Raw genomic sequence first — 19,612 nt, 5'->3', positions numbered from 1 at the left:
CAACTGAGAACCATTTTCAAAATGGTCGTATGGCCTGGGACACGCGAATCCAAGATTATATCGTTTATGTAATCGTAGGAGCGACCGCAATTTATCTCCTCTTCCCGTTTTTCTCTTCACTCAAAGGCCTATTTGGAAAATCCGATTCGGAAGAAATTCGTTATGGGTGCTATGAGGACGCCTGTGCTTCCTGCAGAGTCGTACCCGTAAAAAAAGAATCCACTTCAAGGAAAGCAAAGCGCGCCTAACTCCAAGAGAGTCATTGCAATCGCATCTTCATCATTCGTATAACGCGTAATATACGGAGCGTGATCTCTTAGATGAGGAATTGCGTTTTTCATCGCAAAACCGAATCCGGCATGCGAAATCATTTCCCAATCGTTTTTCTCATCCCCAAAGGCGACAACCCCGGCTGAATCCAAGCCGTTGGCTCTCAAAAAAGTATCGATCGCCGACCATTTTGAAACGTTCTTTTCTAAAACTTCCAAACAATACGCAACCCCATGAATTCGGGTGATAACCGTTCGAAATTCGGCGGATTCCGGCAAAGAAAGTAAATTTCTTTCCAACTCGACTAAGTGATCCTTTTGCTGCGATAAAAAGCAAGCTACCAGAATTCGATCGCTACCGTAATCCAAACAATTTTTTACTACACGACTTCGTTTCAAATCCCCGCCGGAATAATTATGAAATTTAGGATCGGTAATCGGAGATTCCGCCAGGATATCGACGCCTTCCTCATAATGATCCACATGCAAAATCGGATCGAACCCGGATTTTTTTCCCGAGTCCAAAACGGCAGCCACCGCATTCGGGGAAAGATATGTTTCGGCAACTCTAACGCCGGTCGGGCTGGCCCTTAAAACTTGACCATTATTAGAAACGACGAATAAGTCCCCGTGAAATTCCAGCGCAAAGGGTAGGGTGGAAGAAAACCTTCTCCCGGTCGCAATGATTAAGCGAATTCCTTGAGCAAGAGCCGCGTTCAGTACGTAGTGATTTAAACTTGAGATGCATCCACGAGAATTCAATAGAGTTCCGTCCAGATCCATCGCAATCGTATGGATACCCTCGAGCCTCTTTCCATCGGGGAAACGCGTTATACCGGATTCCAAAAAATCCCCCCTTTACTAAGTTTTCCTATTTTCGAACAGGAGGCCGGGCTTTCTTCCTTTTTTCGTTTTCAAAGGAGTGGAAAGTATTTGGCTGGGAGTATGAAGCTTAGTCTCGCCTATTCTCCTTGTCCGAACGATACTTTCATTTTCTATCATTTAATCGCAGGCAAGACCAAAGCGCCTTTCTCCATTCAAGAAGAATTACATGATGTGGAGCAATTGAACCGGTTTGCAAAAGAAGGGAAATTCCATTCTTCGAAACTTTCCTTTGCGGCGTTCTTTCAAGTCGCAGACAAATATTCCCTACTAGACTCGGGCTCGGCGCTCGGAAGAAATTGCGGACCCTTGATCGTAAAAAAGAAGGGAAACTCCGCCTCGAACCCTAAAGGAAAAAAAATTCTAGTCCCGGGAGTCTGGACTACTGCCAACCTCCTGACTCATCTGTATCTGGAAGGCGATTACGAACCGATCCCCATCCGCTACGACCTGATTCTGAATCAAGTATTGTCCGGAAAAGCCGACTACGGAGTCGTCATCCACGAAGAAAGATTTACGTATGAAAAACGAGGTCTGGAAAAAGTTCGAGATTTAGGAGAATGGTGGGAAGAAATGAGCGGGGCGCCGATTCCCTTAGGCTGCATCGCCATCCGAAGGGATTTAGAAAAAAGCCTAAAAGAGGATTTGGATTCTTCGATTAAAGAAAGCTTATCCCTTGCTTATGAAAACCGGGAAGACACTTATGATTATATTTTCCGCCACTCTCAAGATACGAGCAAAGAAGTCGTAGATGCTCATATCGGACTATATGTAAATGAGTTTTCCAGGAGCTTAGGCGAGGAAGGCAGAAAAGCAATTTCGACGCTTTATCAGGAAGCCCTCCGCACCGGCCTTGTGCCGGCCGGACGAGAAACCGAGCTATTCACGTAACGAAAAGGAAAATAGAACTATTTCCCTTCCCCCCTAAGCTCCCTAACGATATCGTAGCTGGCATGGGATTGATTCAGAGTATACAAGTGGATCCCGGGAGATCCCATTTCTATCAGCTCTCTGCACTGTTCCACGCTAAAGTTCAAACTTCTGCGATAGAATTCTTCGGGTCGATTTTGCACTTCTTCCAGATCGGTTAAAAGCTTATCCGGAAACTCGCAGGCAGCCATACTTCGGAACCTTTCGATTTGCGAAAAGGACGTGATCGGCATGATTCCCGGAACGACCGGCGCGTTGATTCCCTTCTTTCTAACTAGATTTAAAAAAGATTCGAAAATCTCGTTTTTAAAGAAGAGCTGTGAAACCAAATAATCCGCGCCTGCATCGACTTTTTTCTTAAGATTATCGACGTCCTGCTCCAGATCGGTTGCCTGCGGGTGCTTTTCAGGATAGCACGCAGCGCCCATACAAAAATCGAAACCCTCCGATTTGATAAACGAAATTAGCTCGCTCGCGTGCTCGAAACCGCCGTCGACTTTCTTAAAAGCGCCCTCTCCCTTAGGGGGATCGCCCCTAAGCGCCATCAAATTGCGGATTCCGGAGGATTCGATCTCTTTTAGAATATTATGTATTTCTTCTTTATTTCCCCCGACGCAGGTAAAATGCGCAGCGGCGGCCAAATTAAACTTTTGGGCCAAATCGGAAGTCAGCCGAATCGTCTTATCTCGGGTGGACCCTCCGGCTCCGTAAGTTACGGTAATATATCCCGGGTTGACTCTTGAGAGTTCGTTAACGGTTTCGTATAATTTAGCTTCCCCTTCGTTCGTCTTAGGAGGAAAGAATTCAAAGGAGTACACTGGCTCCTTAGCATTAGTATATATTTCCAGAATTTTTTTCATATTTCCCTTTCTCCGAAATTTCGGAGGGCTACATCAACCGCAGCTTAATAAGACCGGAACAATGCCCCGGCCATTTCGCTGTGCACCTAACGCCTTGGCAACTAAGGTCCCGGGCTTTAGATTTTCGGAAGAGACACGAACTGCGTGCCCTCCGGTCAAGCCGACCGAAAGCAAATCACCGGGAAGGATAGGGTGGGACTGGGCCTCTACGTTTGCAAGAACCACGCCCGAGATAGCCACTAACCACTGTCCTTCCACATGCGGCTTCTCTCCCAATACTATCGCCGCCGATTTTACGGCAACCCCGACGACATTCGTGGCGTTCGGATTTTTAGATTTGTGAAGCTTTCCGTCTTCCCCCATGACCAACCAATCTCCCTCCGAAATCACATCCGAAGACTGGACCGGAAAAAATCGAGCAATGCAATCCGTGCCTTTTCCGGTTTGCACGTAAATAGTTCCGATAAAATCCGATTCGCCTTCGGCGAGAAGCGCCTTCCCCGATCCGGTTTCGTTTAACTGGGGAATTCCTTTGCCACTCGCATACACTGCGTATCCGGAACGGGAATGAAACCATCCTCCGAATCCTCGCTTCGCAAGTCCTAAAATACCTGCCGATTCCCGGTCACCCGAAGAGCTATCTCCGCGTGCGCCGAACTTTTCACCGTACGCGAGAACTCCGATATGCCGACCTGATCCTACAACGCCGGAACCTTTCTCGGCCTCATTCCTTGCATAGATGATTCCGTTATTTTCGGGAGGAGGAGAAATATTCAAGTAGGGGGCCTCGACCGTCCCCTTTACTCTTAAGAATCCGCTATGCGAATTAAAGTCGTGCTCCAAAGGAGCGTACCCGTGACTATGCGGTTTCGGCTCTCTTGCGTCGGACAAACGAGGGTCGTCCGCAGACACCGCTTGATTCGGAATGGATTTTCCTTTAGGAGCCAACGCGATAATTCCGGGATATTCCGTACTCGCATTTCTCAACCGTTCATCATTTCCTTGAACTACTACGCCTTCTTTTGATTCGCCGGAGCGCCCAAGTTGCACGATCCCGAAAGTCTGAGTGGTGGCCGATTTTAGGCGTTTATCATTTCCCTGAACTGCAGCGTCTGCACTGTCTTCCCCGCTGGAAGCAAATCTTAAAATCCCGGGCGCTTCCGTCGTTGCCGCTCGCAATCGAGGATCATCAGAAGTTACCACCTTCCCCGGAACCGCCTCGCCAGGATGAGCCAATTGAACTAAACCGAATCTAGTAAAGTTGGCATGCTTGAGGCGATCGTCGTTTCCCTGGATTACGACGCCTTCCTTTGTCTCTCCGTTTTCCGCTAGCTCCACAATTCCTTGGGCCTGCGTAGTCGCCGATCTCAGTCTCTCATCGTTTCCTTGAACGACTCGATCCGCTCGGTTCTCGCCATTCATCGCCAGTCTAACAAGACCGAATGTTGTTTCACTCGCATGCTTAAGGCGACGATCGCTACCCTGAACCGCGACGCCTTCCTTTTCCTCGCCGTCGGACGCTAACTCTACGATCCCTTTATATTCTGTAGAAGAATCCCGCAATCGGCGATCATTTGCCTGAACGGCGGCACCTTCGGAAGTTTCGCCATCTACGGCAAGACGGACCAAGCCAGCACGAAGAACCGTAGCGTATGGAAGAGGCTCCGCCGTCGGCTTATGTGTTAAGTCACTTAAATAAGGAGCCGCATAAAGTTCGACTTCTACGACGCGAGTCGCATAAGATTCCTGATTCGTCTTTTTTTGCGGTCGGGATACGAATTTTAAAAATCGAATATTTGCAGGCAAAAATCTCCATTGATACCAAACACCTAACTCGGAAAGAAATTGGTTTTCCTCTAAAAGCTGATTCCAGGTCAGATCGTCTTCGCTATAATATACCGTAAACGTTTCCGGGAAAAAAGACGGGGCCTCCTTAGGAGAAAGTAATCGGAGCTCGTTGACACGACTAATAGATCCCAAATCCACTAGGAAAAATTCCTCTCTAGGCTGGGGCGAAATCTGAGAAGCCCAGCCGTAATCCGGACGTTGATCGATTAAGTTTTCCTTTACCCAAAACCGATCCTTCTCCGAACTTACTTCCACTTTTACAATACCGGAAATTCCGACTTCTAGATCGGCGATAGCCACGGTCCATTTCGAACCTTCCTTTTCGGAGACTTTGCTCACTAATTTTAAAAAGTTGGCGCGCACCAGGGAAAAATTCCAATGTCCGATCTTTTTATTGGAACGTCGGAATCCGGCCTCCTGTAAAATCGGTTCCCAAACTTTTCCATCTAACGAAATTTCAAATCGGAATGTGTCGGGAAAATAGACCGCCTTTGATTCGGATGAATGAACTCGGATTTGATTAAAACTGGACCCTTCTCCCAAGACTAACGTAATGACTCCGATTCCTGGAGAATCTAAACTCTCAGAGTACCCGCGAAGCTTTCCTTCTTTTAGATCGAACGTTCCTTTGGTTCGAACCTCGCGAATTTTTACAGGCTGGGGATGACTGATCCGAATGGAGTCTTGATTCATAAAGTTTGGATTGATCCTTTGTTAGTACCGAAAAATCGAATGCGAGACTTCACGTCTTCGGCAATCAATCTCGGGTTGTTTTTTTCAAAAAGAAACATCTGAAAAAGCCGCAATGCATTCGATTTCATACTTTTGTACGATTCTCCTCTTGCTTTGCGGAAAATATAACCAGTATCGATGGATGGATTGTGTCTGTGAAGTACTTTGTAACGATTGTTCTCAAGGCAATCGGTACCGGATCCATAACCAACAACGTTCTGCCGTCCGGCTCGACTCGAATATTTTGCAAAGTCGAGACGGTGGAAGGGGAAAGCAAATCCTTACACCAGTCCAAAAATCCTTGCCATGACGCTTCGTAGCCGTTAACGGAAGTCGCTTGGTTTTGCCGAGTCATTCCCGCCTGCTGCTCAAAATTCGGCTGTCGATTCCCACCGGAAAGATTCCTGCAAATCCCTCGAATATAGTATAAATTACCTTCCTGATTCTGGAGCTTCGCTATCTCCATGGCCTCAGCAAGAATGCCAGGCCCATATTCCTTCGCGAGTAAATCTAAGGATAATTTCTGCGCCTCCTTGCGCGGATCTGGTTTCTGGTTTTGGGTATTATGGATGGTTATATTAATATTGTTTGGGGATCCATCTCGAACCCCCTCCGGGATACCCCCTTGAACCCCCGGGGTTCCGGCTTCTACCCCCCTGGGGTTTCCAAAAATAACCCCCTGGGGTGGAATTTTAGAACCGGGGTAGTTGAAGCAGAAGTAATACATGGTATTTTTGTGCCCGGTGCCCGGTACAAATTGCAAGAGGCCGGCCTTAACCAGATCTCTCTTGCCCTCGTTAATGGATTTCTTTGTTTTTAGGCCTGTGAGTTTTAGCAGGATCTCATTGCTAGGCCAGACCGGTTTAAAGTTCTGGTCGCTAAATTTAAGCAGCACCAAATACAATGTTTTCCCTGCTGCAGAAAGGCGAGCCCAAACCCCAGATTCAATGATATCTGACAGGAATTTGATATATGGATAATGCTCGCCCATAGCTCGGATCCTTTTGCTCCCGGAAGCAAAAAATTAATTTTAAGCAAAAAATCCGAAGGTAGTTGACATTATCCGACATAAGGTTACTTATGTCTCATCCAACAACATTCCTTCGGGAAGGTCCGGCCCCTGGAAATCTCCAGGGGAGTTTTTTTATATCCGGACATAGGACATGCGGGCGCCTTTCTCCACCGGGATGGGAAAAAAGTACTACATTTCCGTTTAGAATATTATGTCACATAGTATTTCTGTTTTTTTCTCTGTCAATCTCAATGACTAGATTCCATCCTCTTCTTTGAAAAATCTTTTGCTTAGTACATGTTTGTACTGTTGTCAATTCGTTTAACAATAAGCAATAAGAGAAACAGGATCCGGATTCTTATGCAGTCGGCGTGTTAAGGGGATTTCCCGAATTTTTTTGGAATTTCTTTTCTCAGAAATTTATACATTTCCTGAAGAAATTCTTCATCGTCGGAAGATAATAGAATAGAATTTCCTTTTTTCCCTATCTTATAAGGGTGGAGGGAATGCTCCGAAACAGCGGCCGATTCGCGAGGCTTGGCTACTGTCGGGAAGAGGGTGTCCTCTGATCTATTGAAGGACTTTGCATCTTTTACTGTTTTGAGTTCCCCGGAATTGAATCTCTGAATAAAATCTTGAAATGCCCCTTTTTTAGAGGCGCTCGCGGCTTGGATGAGCAAGTTCTTAGTTTCGATTCCGGAATCTCGGCAAATTTTTAATTCTTCCTTATTCAATCCGGAAATTCCAAGAAGTTCGGTCATATAGCTTCTGCTTTTTCCAAACAGGTTTCCGAGTTCTAGATCAGTGTAAGAGAAGGTCATCTTTAAATGACTCATGGCTTCTATCTCTTCGTAAGGGGATAGATTTTCTCGTTGAAGATTTTCTATAATTGCCAGCCGGAACGTTTCCTTTGCGTCGCGGTCTAGGATTTTGCATTCTACTTCGGCCCAGTTGAGTAGAGTCGCCGCGTGAAATCGTCTTTCACCGGCTATGATTGTATAGTACTCTCCATCCGGTTGTTTTGTTACCAATATCGGTTGAAGCAGGCCATCTTTTTGAAGACTTTGGGCAAGTTCTTCCACTCCCTTTTTTCGTTCCTGCCTAGGTTGGCTTTCCGAAGGACGAATCTTATCTAATCTTATTTTTCGAATCGTGCCTTCTAACTTTTCCGCCTGAAAGACATCTGCTAGCGATCCGAGGCGTTTACTTTTTGAGCTCATTCAGGAACTCCTCTACAAAACCTTCATATTCCTGCGCTTGGCGGCTGGATTTATTGTATTCGAAGACCGATTTCTTTGCCAGATGAGATTCACCTACGGCGACGCCGTCAGAAATACTATTTTCAAAAATCCTAAAGTATTTTGTAAGAACAGGAACGATAGTTTTGGTCAGCAAGGTTTGAGGCTTTAGTTGAGTTACTAGCGCTCCGAGTATTTCCAGGCCGGGATTAATCCTTTTTTTAATGCTATTGATCGTCTGTTGCAGTCCGAGAATTCCATCCACCGAAAACTTTTCCGCCTGTAACGGAATGATCACATAATTGGACGCAACGAGTGCATTAATTGTGAAAATGGAAAGGCTAGGAGGACAGTCAATAATACAAAAATCCAAATCCTTTTCAAGGTCGGCTAAAGCATCCCGAAGAATATATGGAGCATCTACGATGGCCGCGACTGTCTCCGCTTCCGCGAGCGCGAGCCGAGACGGCGCAATACTTAGATTTTCTACATGGGTAGGAACCATGACGTCTCTTACTTTTGCCTTGGCTTGAAAGATATTATGCATGGATCTTTCAAGACTATCGGGATTCAAAAAAATTCCCGTCGAGTTTGCCTGAGGATCGATGTCTATTATAAGAGTTTTTTTACCACGGCGCGCGAGGCCCCATGCGAGATTCAAAGAGGTGGTCGTTTTACCTTCCCCTCCCTTTTGATTTGCGATAGATACTACGATCATTCTGGTCCCTTGTATTTCAATTGTCGGATGTCCGACATCCAATCCTTTACTAAGAGGTAACGACTCTTTCTTTTAAATGGTTGTTATAAGGAAAAAAGTGAAATCTTAGTGAGTGCGATTGCCGTTCTTTGATCACACTTGATGGCGGTTAAAAAATCAATTGCCTTCGAGTTCCATTCAGCCTGAAGGCCGGGCGGGTTCAACTCATTCTCCAAAAAAAAGGAATTTAACACCGTTTTTTAGAGGAATTGCATTTAGAAAAAATATAATGTCGGATGTCCGACATCTTAGCAGAAAAACGGCGGTACGTGGTTGACGCCATGCTTAATTTTAAACAATCTCCCTCCATGGAACCCGCCATACAGGAGATATTTTATGGAAGACCTGCGACTGCGGATCTTCGTCTTCTCCTGCCTCTGGCCTTCCCATTTTTGCTTAAGACTTTAGGAAGTTCCGCAGGCTTAGCAACGCTCCCTGCCGAAGGTGAAGAGGATGCTTTGGAAGAGGTTGCTTCCTGGGGATATTCTGAAGAGGGTTTTTTCTATTCTTTTTTGGCAAAGGGTTCCGAGATACGGAGAAAACTGGAATCTAGTCCTCCATTCTATCTTCCAAAATCGTCAAACGCTGAATTCTTTTTACCCGATTCGTCCGGGGGACTTTTAGGCAGCATTTTGGTTCATGGAAAAGTTCAAGGGTTCTTGCTCTTGGAAATAGAGAACCCTCCGTCCGAATGGCAGTCACTATTTTTGGCTTTGTTTTGCCAGAAGCTCGCGTCGATCTTAGAAAATGCTCCGAACATCTCTGCAGCCTCAAGAAACGATGTCGGCTCGGAAGATCGAAAGGACCAGCTCGGACAAATTCTTTTCCGTTTAACGAAAGGCGGGGATGTTATTTGGGATTTATATCGAAAATCGAGGGTTCTTAAAATTCGAGGTCCAAAAGGATCCGGCAAAAAAACTTTGGCCAAATGGGTGCATAGAAGAGAGTCGGCAGGCCGCGGATTATTGGTGATCGGGGTGCTTCCTGAGCATGGAGGCAAGCTTGAAAAATCCCTAGAGGAATGGGAAGCTATGGCTCCAGGAGGCACTCTCGTTTTTGAAAGAATTCAAGAATATTCCGCTCTCCAGCAGAAGCTATTGTACGAATACGCGACGAGCGAAAGAAATCGGCCCAGATTGATTTTTTTAGAAAATTCCGAGAGTTTGCCTGCCGAAGAGCTCGTTTTCTTTCGAACTTTATTAGAGTCTAATTCGCTTGAAATTCCTCCATGGAAGACCTGGCCGACGATCGATAGGCGGAATGTGATATCGCTTATTTTTGAAGAGGTCAGGGAGGCTCAAGGAAGGTTCGATTTAAGTCTTTCGGAAGAGGCGGGCCGATCGTTGGCGACTCCGGAATTAGATCGCAATTTAGAAGATCTTAGGAATTCTATAGAGGAAGGGGTGCTGCATTCTTCGGGAAGAGAAATTCGAGAATTCGCCATCCAATCGGAACGCCCCCAAGGAGTTTCGATGCCGGAGGCGGACGATTTGGATCTTCGAAAGGCCGTTGAAGCCTTGGAACGCCAGAAAATACTTCTGGCCTATAAACTATTTGGAGGGAATCAGATTCGTATGTCCAAGGCGCTTGGAATATCAAGAGGTTCGCTCCAGTATAAATTGAAGAATTTGGGGTTGGGATAGAATTTTGGAATTAGATTCCTTATACGAAGAGAGAAAAACCCCGGCAGGGTTTCTCGTAAAGGTCAGATTAGCAAAAATGACCTATGTAGTTTTTACTACGAAGGGGCCCGAGATTCCAAAGGGCGCCAAAAACCAATCCATAGTCGTGCCCGTTCCTCGAGTCGCGTTTTTGGGAGGGGAGTTCGATCTTTCTCATTTCCGCTTGGGAGAATTGAGTTTTGTAAATGTTCGGCAGGGAAAGCTGGTAATTCCTTACCAGCACGCCAGTTCAGGCAACGAAGTTCGAACTATCTTTTTAAATAGCGGCAGCGAATGCGATATTCTTCCGGTTATTATTTTTCACTACCGGGAAGTCGAAGAATTTCTGAAAGCCAAAGAAGATGGTATAGAATTACACCATCTGGTTTTAGATGAAGAGTTTCCGCGTCAAGACCTGGTAACCTTAAAAATCCGTTTTCCTTCCCTTAATATGTTGATCATTAAGAGGAAAGTCGCCCAAAAGCTTGAGGCGCCTGGCGGAGTTATGCCGGGCAAAGAAGAATTGGAAAGAAGTCTTAGAGAAGAATCTAGTATCGTAGATTTCAATAAGGTTAGGGCAACGGACCTTCTCGAAAAAGGAAACTTAAATATGCATTCCATGAACCCGGTCTTTTTGGCTCGGGTTCATCTTAGAAAAGTAGAGTTGGAGAAAGTAAAGCAGCTCTTGCTCGATTTCTCTCTCCGTCCCGAAGAAGTGGTTTTTATAAGAACATTTTTGGAAGTGATGATCCGGAACGATGAAAAAAAAGAAGAGCTCGTGAGTTGGAAAGTCAAACTGCAGAATCTCGATGAAGGGTTCCGCCTGGCAGGGCTTATCCTCGAAATGAAAGAGGCGGAGTTTGAAGTCGAACTTGATAAAGGCTTTTCGAAAGAAATTGCAAGCATGGTCTATGCGCTTTTAGAGAAGGAACAATCGGAGGCCGATGCCAAAGAGAAAGAAATTATTCTCTGGGAGTGGAAACTCAGGACAAAACGGCTCTTTCGGAAAATGGCTTAAAATTCCCAAAAAATGATAAAAAATGCTTCCTTTTTTAGCAAAAAGGGCTAATTTCTAACCATAAACCAATGATTTTCGGGGCTTTTAATAAAAATCTGGCACAGTTCTTGCTCGTTGCGGGCCTCGTGGTCGCAAGCTCGGGCGCTTTTGCCAAGACCGAAAATGTTACAAACGAAGAGACTCAGCCTCTCATCGCCGCAAACTTGGATTTATCTCAGGAAGGTATTTTAGATTCTTCTGATATTCATCAGATGGAAGTCGATTCGGTTCTTGCCGAAGGGATATCTTATTCGGGTGTCGAGCGGGAGGCGGATTTCCCTGGGCTGGCGGATTTGTTGAATTCGGAAAACGCGTCGAAAAAGAAAATTTTCGCATCACGTTCGACGATAAAGAAAATTCAATCCTCCCGAGTTGAAATTTTTAGCTTTGCCTTTGATCTGAAAAATCGCTGCGGATTGCCGTTGCTGTTTGCATTCAAGAATTCGGAGTCGGAAAGGCAGTTTGGTTTAGGGCATTTTATTCATGATGCCGATGATTTTAATTCTTCCTCCGACAATGCGAATTCCTCACGTAAAAAAAGGAAAAAAACGACGATTCTTGCTTTGGGCAGATTGTCCGATGACGGTAAGGAAAACGATATTGTTTGCACTGAGTCGATTTCTGCTTCTCAAAGTTTCTTGTTTTCCCATGCAGATTTGTTTGGGAAAACAGTGGTCGTGCATTCTCCCGAGGACGGAATAGCATCTACTGTCCGGCGTCAATGGTTTAACCTCAGGATGAATGCCTCTGCTCAGGGGATTGAAATAGCAGGGGATGGGTGGAAAGAGGGCCTATCCGAAGGATGTGGCATAATGAGAGGCAGCAGCCTAGCCCCGGCGGGAATTTTGCAGGCGCAACTTCCGATTAAAGAGGAAAGGGAGGCAAGTATGGGGCTTAGAAGAATTGACCCCGACAGACTCGGTTTGCTTGCTCTTCCGTCGGCCGCGAAGTCCTCGCTTTCGGAAAATATACGAGTCAGCTTTTTCTCTTACAAAGACAATCTTTCCAATTTGGGAAGTTCAGGTAAATATATCCGAGCGTAGTAGCTGCATATCTTCCCCCAAAAATTCTAGAAATTCTTGTGATTTCCGACTCCTTTGAAATTCTAAGCCATAATATGGCTGCCAAAATAAAGCGGACTTCCTTTCAGAAACTTCTCAATGCGATGAAAAAACTTATCATGGAAGTGAATGATAATGAAATTCTGCGTAGACTTGAGACTCTTATGGCCACAAGCAAAGAAGATTTGAATCAAGCAGTTGTTCGCTCTCTTTTGGAAAATCCTCTCGAATTTGATCCGAAATCAGTGCCGGAACCTTACGCGCAATACGTCCGACATTTCGTTTATATGGTTAAACGAAATAAAAAGCGAGGGCTTGATGTCACGTTTGACGCAAGCAACCTCGACTCAAAGAGTCTAAAAAAAACTCAATCCGTTAAGCCGCAGGAAGCGGCGAAAAAAATCCCACCAAAACGCAAACGCGCCTAAAATTCTAAAATTGTCCTGTATGCAGCACAGGGTAATTTTTCAGTTTATGAAAACGGGCGGCTATTCTCATTTAATCGCCGAAAAATCGGCAATTAAATGAGAATTTTGGCAGAACCCGCCTGTCTTGCGGCAATAAGAGCCGAAGACCAGGCAATTATATAAATGCCTGTGTTTAAGCATTAATTGCGCTATCCGCCGCATATGTTTTGGCGCGGACACTTCCAGAAATGAGACACATGTCTTCCCTGAATCTTCGAAATTATAGAATTCGGGCGTTTTCTGGTGACGTGGCTTGCGCATTTCCGAATTGCAAAAAAGATTAAAATTCAGCAAATTCCTGCTTTTAACTGCCTTATTCCCGCTGGGTTTTAACTGCCGGTCATGGGGCTGCCGGTGGCATATCTGCGAAAAGGGGAGCGGCGTAGGGGCCATTTCCTGGGAAAGTTGGTAAATAGAATTACGACTTCCGGGGGCTATCTGGGGAGCTTTCGCGCAGTCATTTCTGTGACCCCTTATCCTCTCGCAAGAGGTGCAGATTCGGCAGTAGAAATAAAGACATGCTCGGCTCCGCCTGTAAATGGGCGTATAGATCCTGAACGTCTGCCAGAGGCCAGGAGGGACTTTAGGCCGCTCGGCATATGAGCGGCGGAAAGGCAAAGCAATATCAGCCCCAATCTCGATCTTGATTTCCTATATATTTCTGTAAATTTGTCATGTGTAGGAAGATTTCCTTGGCATGAAGAAGTGACGGCCCCGCTTGGTGCTTTATGCTTGCCTTAGTGGGATTGTCGCTCACCATGTTCTCATGGCCGAGGTAATCAAATTAAGGGTAAAATGCCATGCCTGCTCAAATTTAATCGAGGGTTCGGCTAGATATGGCGCCGGGCACTATGTTCCCGAGGGCGTAGATTTCGAATTTGTCGCGATTGGCAAGATTGAGACTCCAAAAGGGAAGCGAGTAAAGGCTGAAATCACAGCTGTCTGCCCTAATTGTGGAGTAAAATGCAAATGGACAGTTTAGGATTAATAATAACCGGTTAAAATAGATTTAAATTAATCTATTGCTCTTTCATCGAAGAGATTTTGCTTGAAAATATTCTTTAAATTTAGATTAAAATTAATCATAATAATTTCTCTAAGAAATGGATTGAAAATGGGCAGTTTTTGACAGAATGAATTTTACCACGCCGCTCTATACTCTTTTTTTTGTTTTTCTTTTTCTGCTTAGGTGGCTTCTCCCTCGTTTTCGCGTTTTTCCCAACTGGATTCCGTTTCCTTTTTTATTAGTCGGCAGCTATTTATTTTATTTTTCCTGGAGCCCTAAGTTCGGGAGCTTAATTCTCGCAACCACGATTTTGGATTATTCCGTTGGGAGGGCCATGGGCGACTCTTCTTCTTCGAGAAGGAGAAGGATTCTTTTGTTGCTTTCGCTGATCGGAAATTTATCCGTCTTAGGCTTTTTTAAATATTTCGGCTTTTTTGTGGAAAATGGGAATGCCCTATTGTCGGCACTTGGTTTGCACTCTGCAATTCCATCCCTAAATATTGTCTTACCTGTTGGCATTTCTTTCTACACGTTTCAATCTCTCAGTTATACGATCGATGTTTACCGTAAGGAAATACCGCCAGAGCAAAGTTTCTGGAATTACGCGCTTTTTCTCTCTTTTTTCCCGCAGCTGGTTGCCGGCCCGATCGTTCCTGCAAGAGAGTTTCTTCCGCAACTGAGACAATGGGTAACTTGGGAGAATTTGGCATTTCGGGAGGGGATCGTATTGATTCTTGTCGGCGCCTGGAAAAAAGCTGTTCTGGCCGATAATATTGCCGTTTTGCCGGATGCGTTATTTCAATCGCCTGCCGTAGTATCCCAATTTTATGCCTGGATAGGTGTGCTTGCATACGCGCTTCAGATTTATTTTGATTTTAGCGGTTACACGGATATCGCCTTGGGTTCGGCATTATTGCTAGGCTTTCATCTTACCGAAAATTTTAGAATGCCTTACCTGGCATCTAGCTTTTCCGATTTTTGGAGACGTTGGCATATCTCTCTATCTTCTTGGTTGAAAAATTATCTCTACATTTCTTTGGGAGGAAATCGCAAAGGAGAGTTTCGGACATACCTGAATTTATTTATCACCATGTTATTAGGCGGTCTTTGGCATGGGGCTAGTTGGAATTTCGTTGTGTGGGGCGGGATTCACGGGACTTTACTCGCGATAGAAAGAGGATTGGGCTATTTTTTGAGGCAAAAGGAAACAGCGTTTGAAATTCCGAAGATTCTGTCCTTCGCTTACCGAATATTCGTCGTTTTGGCGATCGTATTGGTTTGGGTCTTTTTTCGTTCCCCTAACTGGGAAAAAACCGAGATCGTATTTGCGAAATTGTTTTTCAGTTCCGGTGGAATCAATCCCGGCGATCCAGCGCTTAGATTATTTTTTCTTTGTGCTTTGCTGTTTGCGGTCGCTACATGGATCGGCCAAAGAGATGAAGTTTCGGGCTCTTTTCGCCGCTGGGTTAACGGTCTTCCAGGTTGGGTCTTTGCCATTCTTGCGAGCTCGGGATTCCTTTTCGCGGTCTTACTATCGGCCGAGTCTCAGCCGTTTCTTTATTTCGTTTTTTGAAAGGGCCTTTGCAGGAGAGTCCGAATTTTCACCGTATCTTCGTAGATCAGAACGCGCTTCTTCGTATTCGGGCATTCTAAAATTTTCGTAGGTTCTCCGTAAAAAGAGCGGATTCTCGCTTCTCCTAATCCTTCGGGTAGGACTGCAAAAGGCCCTTCGGGTGGAAAAATATACCATTCCCGATTGGAAAGTGAATGAGATCCTTCCAGAGTGCTAAAATCTACGGAAAGCGCTCTTACGTTCTTATCCGAATAGACTAGAATTCTCTTCGCTTTCTTGCCATCCGTTAAAACTAAAACGAAGTTCTCCGTTTCGGAGAGGCTATCCACGCATTTTACTTCCGGTGGTTTTGGGATTCCTTGGAACCCCCAGCTGCCTTCCGGAATCAAAGGGCCTAATAACATGAGCGAACTCAACCCGATGATAATGCCCAACATCGCGAAATTTCTAGAATTCTTGCGCTTCCCAAGATCTCTTGAAAGGATTAATGTCCCGAAAAGCGCAGGGGCCAAATAGAAGGCCGGAACGCAGTAACGAAGGCTATATTCGTCGGTGTATAATCCCGCCATAGGCGCGATTCCGAGCAAAATAAGCTGTAAATACGCCGCAAAACCGAAGCTAAATCCACGTTCTTTGCCCCTAAACAACGCCCAAATGCCTGCAATTACGGCGAGAATAAAGAAAATACCTGGTAGATCTCCCTGGGATGCCCATCTAATTAGATCTTCGGAGATCCTGCGAAACGATTCGATCACGGATATTTTGCTGGATGCTTCCATGGATAAGAATGTTCTTAGAAACGTATGAAGCCCGAACCCTAACACTCCCGACAAAAAGAAACGAAGGGAAAGTTGGGGGAAGATCGTTCCCCAGCTTCCGTATCTCCGAGTCCAGGCTAAAGCCGCAGTAAGATATAACTCTAAGAGTAGGATGCGATCAGACATGACTAGTAACGAAAGAATGGGGAAGAAAAAGAAGCGCGGTGTCCTTTCATTGTACAAATAAGGCCAGGCCCAAAGCGTCGCTAGAAAGGCACTCGTATGCATCGCAGGAAGTAAGAATAAATACAGAATCGGGAATTTTTCAGAGACTAGTAGAAGAAACGAAGCGGTGAGAAGAGAGAACGAGTAGCTATATTTTGCAGGAACCTGCGGCTCCAATGTTCGCAAAAATCTTCCTAACGCCCATACAAAAAACGAGGCCTGAAGAATTGAAAACGATACAAGGGCCCAGAAAGGTTGCTTGGTCAACACGCTTAAAAGGAATACGAGCGGTAGATCGGGGAATATATACGGGGAGGAGGCTAACGACCAGCCTCGAAGGGAACCGCCATTGTGCAATATGTCCGTAAGAAGAGTCGGAAGGTAAAGGGCATCGGGGTTCCAGTAGATCTCGACAGGAAATCTCGCCAGCGTCAAACTTAAGCTACCGACGAATAAAAATCCAGAAACGAAAATCCAATACACTCGGGAACCTTGATCTTAATACGAAGAAACGTAAAGAAGAAAAAAGGAAACTAGTTCTGGACAATCCGCTCTTTGCTCGCACCTTAGGAGAGATTAGTAAGTGAAATGTTTTTTTCCCGAGTCGTCTCAAGCTTCCGAAAATCATCTTCTTCTCGTCTTGGAATCCTAATCGGGGGTCTTCTCCTCATTTTTGGCTTGGATTCTCTTTTGTTTCGACACGCTCTTTGGGTCGTTCCCAATGAGTCGGCTTGGAGCACGAACCATTTCTATAATTTTCTCTACGAGTACTTTCGGATTCAATCGAAGCCGAAGACAAAGTTCCGAATTCTCTTGGTGGGTTCGAGTATCGCTCATTACTCCTTAGATCGGGCTTTGCTGGACGAGGAAGTTCGTCGGCTTACCGGCAAGGAAATAGAGTCCGAGTTCCTTTCCTACGCCGGGATGACTCCTTTGGATGCGTATTTACTTAGGAAAAAAATTATAGATTTGAACCCGGATCTGATCGTATATCCCATCAATTTTATCGACTGGAGGCTGCATAGGACCTACGTCTTGGATCCGGTGTCCGGAAGGAACGATTCTTTTCCCGAAGATCGCTTGATTCTGGACGCTTTGAATTACGGGGAAGCGCCTCAATCTCGGTACATTTTCCCGGCCGAATCCGCGTTTACTTTCTGGAAAATACTGGGTCCGGAAAAGACGGCCGAATTTATTTTGGCGGCGGTTTTCGACTTTTATCGATATAAGGATATTTATTGGAAAAATATCCGATCTCTTTTCGACCACCGCTTTGGCCGAAATACCAGCTACCACGGATATAACGGCGCTCAAATCCCGGAAAGAATCACTTCCTTGGGCTGGACGGGCCAATCTTTCTCTTTTATCCCGAAAGAGTATATGGTCAAAAAAGGATTCTATATCCAAGTCGTTCGTGAAATTCTCCGGGATGGACCTCTGCATGTGTCGCTTAACAATGCTAAGGGAGAGTCGCAAAATTTCGATTTTGATTCTCCAGGATGGAAGAGAATTTTGTTGGATAAGAAATTTTTGGAGAACGATAGCTCTCTAATTACGACAAAACTTTCTAAGGTCTGGATTCCTTATTACGCAGAACCTGAAAATAAGGATTGGGTTTACGACAGATTGGGAGTTCGCCTTCAGCAGACCTTTGGCGACGAGCTTCCTCGCTCCGGAATGCAGTATACTCGCGAGGAACGAAGCGAAGATTTGCGCTATGTCGGGATGAATGAGTCGGAATACCGAGAGTATTTTTATTTCCGACTCCTGGCGGAACCGGAACACCGCCCCGGGATCGGATACTTGATCGCTCTCGCGGAAGCGAAAAAAAAAGTCGTCGGAGAATCCTTCCGGCCAGCGATGCATTTTCGGTTCATGTCGGAATTTTTAGATTCAATGAGGGCGTCGAACATCCCCGTACTTTTAATCAATAATCCTGAAAATCCGATCAGTCTAGATTGGTACCGTGAATCTACGTGGTATCGAAGCCATTTGGAATATCTTCGTAGCATTTCCGGACGAGGAGTTATGTTTTCGGATTTTAAAGATCGACTCGACCCGATCGATTTCAGTGACTATCACCACTTCACATATCCCGCCATGAAAAAAATGAGTCCGGTATATGCGGGGGAGATCATTAAATTTGTCGAATGACAACGGTTGGGTTGGGAAAAAAATAGATCAAAAAGGGGCCTGAATAAAGTAGAGGTCTAACGACGGAAGGATATGAGCAAAGTAAACGTAGCTGTACTAGGAGCCACTGGCTCTGTCGGACAGAGGTTCATCCAACTTTTGGAGAACCATCCCTATTTCCAAGTTACTCATCTATGTGCGTCCGAGAATAGTGCGGGCAAAACGTACGGTAATGTAATGAAGAAGCGATGGAAGATATCTTCGGATATCCCCGCATATGCTAGGGACATAATCGTTACAACGCCGGAGCCTTCAAAAACGCCGGGGGTCAAGCTGGCTTTTTCCGGTTTAGATGCTAACATTGCGGGAGAAGTTGAAACTGCTTACGCCAATGCCGGCGTGCATATCATCTCCAATTCTAAAAATCATAGAATGGTGGAAAACGTTCCGCTGCTTTCGGCGGAAGTGAATGCCGCACATCTTGCCGTTCTTCCCGCTCAAACAACACCGGGCAAGATCATTACAAATTCTAATTGCACTATCATGGGAGTTACGATCTCCTTAAAGCCTCTATTCGATCTTTTCGGAATCGAAGCGGTTATGATTTTTTCGATGCAAGCCGTCTCCGGAGCCGGATATCCGGGAGTTCCTAGTATGGATATATTAGGAAATGTCGTCCCATTTATCGGTGGAGAAGAGGAAAAGGCCGAGATTGAACCATTGAAGTGTCTCGGGAAAGTCGAAAACGGCAAGATTATAAACGCTGATTTTCCTATTTCCGCGCATTGCAATCGCGTGCCGGTGTTTGACGGACATACCGTTTGCGTGTCCGTGAAATTGAAAAAAAAAGTAACGGAGCAACAGATACTCGATGCCTGGTCTTCTTTTAAAGGAGAACCTCAGGAACTCGGACTACCGTTAGCACCGTCTTCTCCCATCGTTTATAGAGAAGAAGAAGATAGGCCGCAGCCAAGATTGGATTTGGATACCGGGAAGAGTATGTCGACCGTCATCGGTCGTTTGCGTCCGGATCCTCTCTTAGATTGGAAGTATGTGGTGTTGAGTCATAATACGATCAGAGGTGCGGCCGGCGCTGCTCTTTTGAACGCTGAACTTATGTACAGGAAAAACCTACTGTAAGAG

17 protein-coding genes are annotated in these 19,612 nt (G+C 45.4%); 10 read left to right on the top strand and 7 right to left on the bottom strand.

Features of this window, described 5'->3' with window-relative positions; translation table 11 throughout:
- Nucleotides 1–29 precede the first annotated feature (29 nt).
- Nucleotides 30–248: a hypothetical protein gene (locus LEP1GSC058_RS18955; protein ID WP_016551061.1), complete on the top strand. Its 219-nt coding sequence runs from the start codon at nt 30–32 to the stop codon at nt 246–248.
- Here LEP1GSC058_RS18955 and LEP1GSC058_RS18950 read toward each other — a convergent pair.
- Complete coding sequence (locus tag LEP1GSC058_RS18950) at nt 225–1,052, bottom strand: Cof-type HAD-IIB family hydrolase (RefSeq protein WP_016551264.1); 828 nt, start codon at nt 1,050–1,052, stop codon at nt 225–227. The genes LEP1GSC058_RS18955 and LEP1GSC058_RS18950 overlap by 24 nt on opposite strands.
- Before the next feature lie 162 nt (nt 1,053–1,214).
- Here LEP1GSC058_RS18950 and LEP1GSC058_RS18945 point away from each other — a divergent pair, with 162 nt between their 5' ends.
- Complete coding sequence (locus tag LEP1GSC058_RS18945) at nt 1,215–2,042, top strand: 1,4-dihydroxy-6-naphthoate synthase (RefSeq protein WP_039948873.1); 828 nt, start codon at nt 1,215–1,217, stop codon at nt 2,040–2,042.
- Nucleotides 2,043–2,059: 17 nt separating this feature from the next.
- On the opposite strand, the gene metF is transcribed toward LEP1GSC058_RS18945, so the two are convergent.
- The 5 genes from metF to LEP1GSC058_RS18920 form a co-directional block, all read right to left on the bottom strand.
- Nucleotides 2,060–2,941, bottom strand: a complete 882-nt coding sequence (gene metF / locus LEP1GSC058_RS18940) for a methylenetetrahydrofolate reductase [NAD(P)H] (RefSeq protein WP_016551199.1) — start codon at nt 2,939–2,941, stop codon at nt 2,060–2,062.
- Between the two features lie 33 nt (nt 2,942–2,974).
- A complete protein-coding gene (locus tag LEP1GSC058_RS18935; protein WP_016551312.1) occupies nt 2,975–5,482 on the bottom strand; it encodes a discoidin domain-containing protein in 2,508 nt (835 codons plus the stop codon).
- A 124-nt stretch (nt 5,483–5,606) separates the two neighbouring features.
- Nucleotides 5,607–6,512, bottom strand: a complete 906-nt coding sequence (locus LEP1GSC058_RS18930; RefSeq protein WP_016551289.1) for a helix-turn-helix domain-containing protein — start codon at nt 6,510–6,512, stop codon at nt 5,607–5,609.
- A gap of 395 nt (nt 6,513–6,907) precedes the next feature.
- Nucleotides 6,908–7,753 carry a ParB/RepB/Spo0J family partition protein gene (locus tag LEP1GSC058_RS18925; RefSeq protein ID WP_016551103.1) on the bottom strand — a complete coding sequence of 282 codons (846 nt, stop codon included), beginning with the start codon at nt 7,751–7,753 and terminating at the stop codon, nt 6,908–6,910.
- A complete protein-coding gene (locus LEP1GSC058_RS18920; RefSeq protein WP_016551359.1) occupies nt 7,737–8,489 on the bottom strand; it encodes a ParA family protein in 753 nt (250 codons plus the stop codon). The genes LEP1GSC058_RS18925 and LEP1GSC058_RS18920 overlap by 17 nt, the downstream gene beginning before the upstream one ends.
- Nucleotides 8,490–8,836: 347 nt before the next feature.
- On the opposite strand from LEP1GSC058_RS18920, the gene LEP1GSC058_RS18915 reads away from it, so the two are divergent.
- The 6 genes from LEP1GSC058_RS18915 to LEP1GSC058_RS18890 all read left to right on the top strand — a co-directional run bounded on the left by LEP1GSC058_RS18915 (nt 8,837) and on the right by LEP1GSC058_RS18890 (nt 15,353).
- On the top strand, nt 8,837–10,171 hold the full coding sequence (locus LEP1GSC058_RS18915) for a helix-turn-helix domain-containing protein (RefSeq protein ID WP_039948872.1): 1,335 nt from the start codon (nt 8,837–8,839) through the stop codon (nt 10,169–10,171).
- Nucleotides 10,172–10,175: 4 nt separating this feature from the next.
- The gene (locus LEP1GSC058_RS18910) at nt 10,176–11,207 is read left to right on the top strand and encodes a hypothetical protein (protein WP_016551070.1); all 1,032 of its coding nucleotides are present in this window, start codon (nt 10,176–10,178) and stop codon (nt 11,205–11,207) included.
- 68 nt (nt 11,208–11,275) lie between these two features.
- Nucleotides 11,276–12,289: a hypothetical protein gene (locus LEP1GSC058_RS19830; protein WP_016551309.1), complete on the top strand. Its 1,014-nt coding sequence runs from the start codon at nt 11,276–11,278 to the stop codon at nt 12,287–12,289.
- 74 nt (nt 12,290–12,363) lie between these two features.
- Complete coding sequence (locus LEP1GSC058_RS18900; RefSeq protein WP_039948870.1) at nt 12,364–12,735, top strand: phosphatidylinositol phospholipase; 372 nt, start codon at nt 12,364–12,366, stop codon at nt 12,733–12,735.
- Between the two features lie 805 nt (nt 12,736–13,540).
- Nucleotides 13,541–13,756, top strand: a complete 216-nt coding sequence (locus LEP1GSC058_RS18895; RefSeq protein WP_039948869.1) for a hypothetical protein — start codon at nt 13,541–13,543, stop codon at nt 13,754–13,756.
- A 151-nt stretch (nt 13,757–13,907) separates the two neighbouring features.
- Nucleotides 13,908–15,353, top strand: coding sequence for an MBOAT family O-acyltransferase (locus LEP1GSC058_RS18890; RefSeq protein ID WP_016551139.1), 1,446 nt, complete (start codon nt 13,908–13,910; stop codon nt 15,351–15,353).
- On the opposite strand, the gene LEP1GSC058_RS18885 is transcribed toward LEP1GSC058_RS18890, so the two are convergent.
- On the bottom strand, nt 15,338–16,819 hold the full coding sequence (locus LEP1GSC058_RS18885) for a hypothetical protein (RefSeq protein ID WP_039948827.1): 1,482 nt from the start codon (nt 16,817–16,819) through the stop codon (nt 15,338–15,340). The two genes, LEP1GSC058_RS18890 and LEP1GSC058_RS18885, sit on opposite strands and share 16 nt — an antisense overlap.
- Nucleotides 16,820–16,924: 105 nt before the next feature.
- On the opposite strand from LEP1GSC058_RS18885, the gene LEP1GSC058_RS18880 reads away from it, so the two are divergent.
- Both LEP1GSC058_RS18880 and asd read left to right on the top strand, forming a co-directional pair.
- A complete protein-coding gene (locus LEP1GSC058_RS18880; protein ID WP_016551136.1) occupies nt 16,925–18,490 on the top strand; it encodes a hypothetical protein in 1,566 nt (521 codons plus the stop codon).
- 72 nt (nt 18,491–18,562) lie between these two features.
- Complete coding sequence (asd, locus tag LEP1GSC058_RS18875) at nt 18,563–19,609, top strand: aspartate-semialdehyde dehydrogenase (RefSeq protein ID WP_039948826.1); 1,047 nt, start codon at nt 18,563–18,565, stop codon at nt 19,607–19,609.
- The last annotated feature ends 3 nt before the right edge of the window (nt 19,610–19,612 follow it).

Origin of the sequence: Leptospira fainei serovar Hurstbridge str. BUT 6 (genome assembly GCF_000306235.2) — a bacterium.
GTDB classification, from domain to species: domain Bacteria; phylum Spirochaetota; class Leptospiria; order Leptospirales; family Leptospiraceae; genus Leptospira_B; species Leptospira_B fainei.
Note: the sequence above shows the minus strand (reverse complement) of the source record. Positions and strands in the feature narration are given on the sequence as shown.